The following is a 4576-nucleotide window of genomic DNA, read 5'->3' on the forward strand; positions in this document are numbered from 1 at the left end:
GATTAAATAGGTCAACTATTCTCACGAATCCATCGAAGCTGTCTAGAACGCTCAAGACTGTCGACTCGTTCTACTGACTCTTCAATAGAGAGTATGCTCGAAAGCATAAGTCCGACAGGCTCCTGGACATTATGATGGAGCTATCATTGCCTGTATCAAAGCGGCCCAATACTGTCCTTTCTATGGCTGATGACTGTATAGCTTCTGGCAACAGGGTTTCTTCTACCCCCCTCCCTTTTCAGGGCTGGATCGCTTCAATGCAGCGAAAGTCTGCAAGAAACGTTTCTCAGCCAGAACTGAATTTTAGGATTCAGAACAATGAACTCGTCTTCTTCAGGATCAAGCGAATCTGATCATGCTCACCGTGCACCCAGACAGGGTAGTGATCAGCCCTTCCCATTCCAGCACTCTCAATTTCAAACCCAAGTCTTTTACAGGCTAGAACCAGTTGATCCAGATTGAGAAAGTTCATCAGTGCGGGCGCTGCATTGTCTTTAAACATTTCCATGTAAGACCAGATTGGGTGTGTTTCCGGAAGTGGCTTACTCATCCCATCAAGCAGCTCATAAATATCAACCAGTGGACCAAGATGTAGAGGGAATTGCTCACGCATCCTTGCTCTATCAGCAGCAAAACCCAATGGCTGAATAAATTCATACTCCTCAGACTCACAAGTCAGGAACAATTGTCCACCTTGCACCAGTATCCGATGCAACTCCCAAAGACTGGCAATAATTTCGTGATGATCAAGAAAGTGAAAAACCTCCGCACACAAAATGCCTGAGAAACTCTCATCAGCAAACAGCACTTGATCTGGTAGCTTCATGAATCGAAAATCAATACCCTGATTCTTCTGTATCCCTGAAATAGCTTTGAGCGTTTCTTCACAAATCTCAGTAGCGACTACCTTAATCCCTTGTTCAGCAGCCTTTCGACTGTTTCTACAATTTCCACACCCCAGATCCAGCAGAGGATGGGTACTATTCCAACTCTCCAACCACTGATCCAACAGAATGTTATCGACATCAAAGGCATAGCCAGCATGATGCAAGGTCGGATCAAAAGGCAATCGAGATAAAAGATTATTCATATTCACACCATGCCTAAAACGTATTTGAGAATGCTCGTAGCTTAGTCGATATAGCAAATTATTGACTTTGAATACTTCAACTCTGCATCAATTGACAACCCCATTACCCACCGGTAGATTTGCCGTCAATGGACAACCTTCCAATCGACATTCGGTAAACTACCCGCACACTTTGCTGTATCACATGGAATGAATGTCACCCCATCATAGAAACCAATGATATAGAGACTCTGCATGAGCAAGAAAGACTCGCCTCTTCAGCCGAACGCAACACCACCCCTGACTCATGCAGACCTTGAATGGAACGAAAACGGGCAGCCCGCCTCCACCGGGTTTGATGATTTTTACTTTTCTACTGTGTCGGGTGTTGAAGAATCCCAGCATGTTTTTATCAACGGTAACGATTTACCCGATCGTTTCAAGACACTAAGACACAACGAGTGTTTCACTCTTGGTGAAACCGGCTTTGGAACAGGTCTCAACTTCCTGTGTGCCTGGGCCTGCTTTGAGCAAGAGGCTCCGGAGTCAGCAAGACTTCATTTCATCTCAACCGAAAAGCACCCTTTGAAGAGTAAAGATCTTCAGCAGGTCTTCTCCATGTGGCCTGAACTGGCGAACTACTCAAGGCAACTGGTGGAATGCTATATACCTGTCATTGAAGGCCAACAGCATTTCAGCTTTGCTCATGGAAGAATAAAACTGACGCTGTGCCTGGGTGATGTATTGAATTCCCTGCCTCAGCTTGAAGGTCGGGTGGACGCCTGGTTTCTAGACGGCTTCAGCCCGGCCAAAAACCCTGATATGTGGCAATCAGAACTCTTTAATGCCATGGCGGCCAAGAGTCATCCGGGAACCACCTACGCTACCTTCACAGCCGCCAGAACCGTCAGGGACGGGCTCAGTCAGGCAGGATTCAGCGTAGAAAAAAACGTTGGATTCGGTCAAAAGCGAGAAATGATAAAAGGCAAACTGATCCAGAAAGCGCAAGCATCCACAGCCCAACCGTTATGGTTTCAAAATACCAACAGGCCTCATGACAATGAGACCACTCAGAGCGCTATTGTCGTTGGCGGAGGACTGGCAGGCTGCAGTACGGCCCGGGCACTGGCCGAAAGAGGCTGGCAGGTCACCTTGCTGGAACAGCATAGCGCCCTCGCTATGGAAGCATCCGGAAATCCCCAGGGCATTCTGTATACCAAGCTGTCGGCCAATCAGACGCCCCTCAGTCGATTTATCAGCCAGGGTTACCTCTATTCAATCCATCTATTAAACACTTACGCCCATGTCCACCCTGACCTCTGGCAGCAGTCAGGTGTTATACAACTGGCTATTAATGACAAGGTTCGAAAACGTCATCAGGAGCTGGCTCAGCATTTCCCTGAGGACTTTTTGAGCTTTCTGTCCCGTCATGAGCTGTCACAACGGGCAGGCTTGCGACTCGATCATGACGGCCTGTACTTCCCGGAAGCAGGCTGGGTTGACCCTCCTCATTTTTGCCAGACACTGGTACAGCATGACAATATCAATTTAGTTTCTAACACGAGACTGCAATCCCTGGAAGCAGGGCCAGATAAATGGACTTTGCACCTTCAGAGTGAAGATAAGCCCCGCACAATGCAGTCCCAGAACGTGATCATTGCCTGTGCCAAAGCTTCCACCCGAATACAACCACTGGCCTACATACCGCTGAAAAATATCAGAGGCCAAATTACCGAGATCCGTAGCACGGATGAAAGCTCGTCACTGAAAACAACGGTCTGTGGAGAAGGGTATGCCGCTCCGGCCATCAATGGCCGGCATACCATTGGAGCCACTTTCGACTTTAAAAGTGACTCGGTTGAAGTTTTGAACCAGGATCATGAGAAAAACCTGTCAATGCAAGAGGACTTCGCCCCAGAACTGTATAACGCTCTGGGAGGGGCTGAAGCTCATGTTTTAGGAGGCAGAGCCAGCTTCCGCTGCACCACCCCCGATTACATGCCTGCCGTAGGGGCCATTGTTGATCAGGAACAGTTTCAGGAAGACTTTTCCATGCTCAGGAAGAACATGAAACACCCATTTACTCAGCCGCCAAGATACCTCAACGGCCTCTATATCAACGCCGGTCATGGCTCCAGAGGACTGGTAACAGCACCTCTTTCCGGAGAATTACTGGCCGCACAGATGAGTGGCGAGTGCTCACCGGTCACCACTGATCTACTGAATCATTTGAACCCTACCCGGTTTCTGGTGAGAGCACTGAGTCGAAACCGGATATAACTACCCAGCCGTTCTCGCTTTCCACAGAAATAAGTAATGACCGATCATAAATAGCGGTATTACGAAGAAATTGAAGGGCATTTACTCAGGGAGAAGAAACAAAAGCAAGTCTATCTTTAGCCACATCGGTGTTAACAACACTTTAAGGATACTCGTTCAGCAAACTGCGTCCGGACAGTTCTCCCCTCTTCGAGACTGTCCGGTTTTTTTTGCCTGCAAAAAAACCACCTGACTGGTTAAACAAGGCTTAACTCTGCAATGAAGGAGGCAGGCAGATACCTGTACCTCCCAGCCCACAGTAACCTTCCGGATTTTTTGCCAGATATTGCTGATGATAAGCCTCTGCGTAATAAAACACCGGTGCATCCACCACTTCTGTTGTAATACGGCCCTTACTGCCCTCACTCAATGCAATCTGATATTGAGCCATGGATTCCCGAGCCTTTTCACGCTGTTCATCCGAGGTGGTATAAATAGCAGAGCGGTACTGCGTTCCCCGATCATTACCCTGCTGCATTCCCTGGGTAGGATCATGAGATTCCCAAAACAACTTCAGCAACGAATCCAGGCTGATGATGTTCGGATCAAAAGCCACCATGACCACTTCAGTATGGCCGGTGCCACCACTGCAGACTTCTTCGTAGGTCGGGTTTGGAGTATATCCACCGGCATACCCTACAGCGGTCGTCCAGACCCCTTCCTGTTTCCAGAACAACCTTTCAGCTCCCCAGAAACAACCCAGACCAAGATAGATGACCTCCAGCTCACCGGGAAACGGTGGCTTCATGACATGAGCATTCACAAAGTGTTCAGCAGGTACTGACACGGCTTGATCACGCCCTTTCAGAGCGCTTTCTTCACTGGGCAATTGATGTTTTTCAAACAAAGCTCTCATCCTTCAATTCCTGAGAATCATTATTGTTTTATGGCGCTTGAACCTGGAAATTCAACCTGCATTTTCGATGAATGGTGGTTTATTACAAAATGAATACACACCATTCTGCCATTCCTGTTGGTTTTATACGATGGCATGACACTTTGAGTTTCACAGGCCAACATCAAACCCTTTCGAATCATTTCAGTTGAAAACCTTTCTGTCACTAGGAGTCTGTCGGACTTAGCCGACCGTAGCGAGGAAAAGTCCGGTTTGAGACAGTTTTTATGATTATTTGAGGCGAATAGCGAGCTATTCAACGAAAAGAATCATAAAAAATGGCCAAATCAGGC

The 4576-nt window shown here is 47.6% G+C and carries 3 protein-coding genes; 1 reads left to right on the top strand and 2 read right to left on the bottom strand.

The annotated features are described in order from the left end of the window. Positions 1 to 310: 310 nt before the first annotated feature. Positions 311 to 1090: a class I SAM-dependent methyltransferase gene (locus ACR2PX_RS28365; RefSeq protein ID WP_434002711.1), complete on the bottom strand. Its 780-nt coding sequence runs from the start codon at positions 1088 to 1090 to the stop codon at positions 311 to 313. A gap of 234 nt (positions 1091 to 1324) precedes the next feature. Between ACR2PX_RS28365 and mnmC the strand changes: the two genes are divergently transcribed. Beyond that, positions 1325 to 3349, top strand: a complete 2025-nt coding sequence (gene mnmC / locus ACR2PX_RS28370; RefSeq protein WP_434002712.1) for a bifunctional tRNA (5-methylaminomethyl-2-thiouridine)(34)-methyltransferase MnmD/FAD-dependent 5-carboxymethylaminomethyl-2-thiouridine(34) oxidoreductase MnmC — start codon at positions 1325 to 1327, stop codon at positions 3347 to 3349. Between the two features lie 247 nt (positions 3350 to 3596). On the opposite strand, the gene msrA is transcribed toward mnmC, so the two are convergent. Next, a complete protein-coding gene (msrA, locus tag ACR2PX_RS28375; protein WP_434002713.1) occupies positions 3597 to 4244 on the bottom strand; it encodes a peptide-methionine (S)-S-oxide reductase MsrA in 648 nt (215 codons plus the stop codon). Between the last annotated feature and the right edge of the window lie 332 nt (positions 4245 to 4576).

Source organism: Endozoicomonas sp., assembly GCF_051008435.1.
Taxonomy (GTDB): Bacteria; Pseudomonadota; Gammaproteobacteria; order Pseudomonadales; family Endozoicomonadaceae; genus Endozoicomonas_A.

Bases quoted from the DNA above. Each gene is read 5' to 3' on its own strand.
- ACR2PX_RS28365 (WP_434002711.1), bottom strand. From the start codon at position 1,090: ATGAATAATCTTTTATCTCGATTGCCTTTTGATCCGACCTTGCATCAT.
- mnmC (WP_434002712.1), top strand. From the start codon at position 1,325: ATGAGCAAGAAAGACTCGCCTCTTCAGCCGAACGCAACACCACCCCTG.
- msrA (WP_434002713.1), bottom strand. From the start codon at position 4,244: ATGAGAGCTTTGTTTGAAAAACATCAATTGCCCAGTGAAGAAAGCGCT.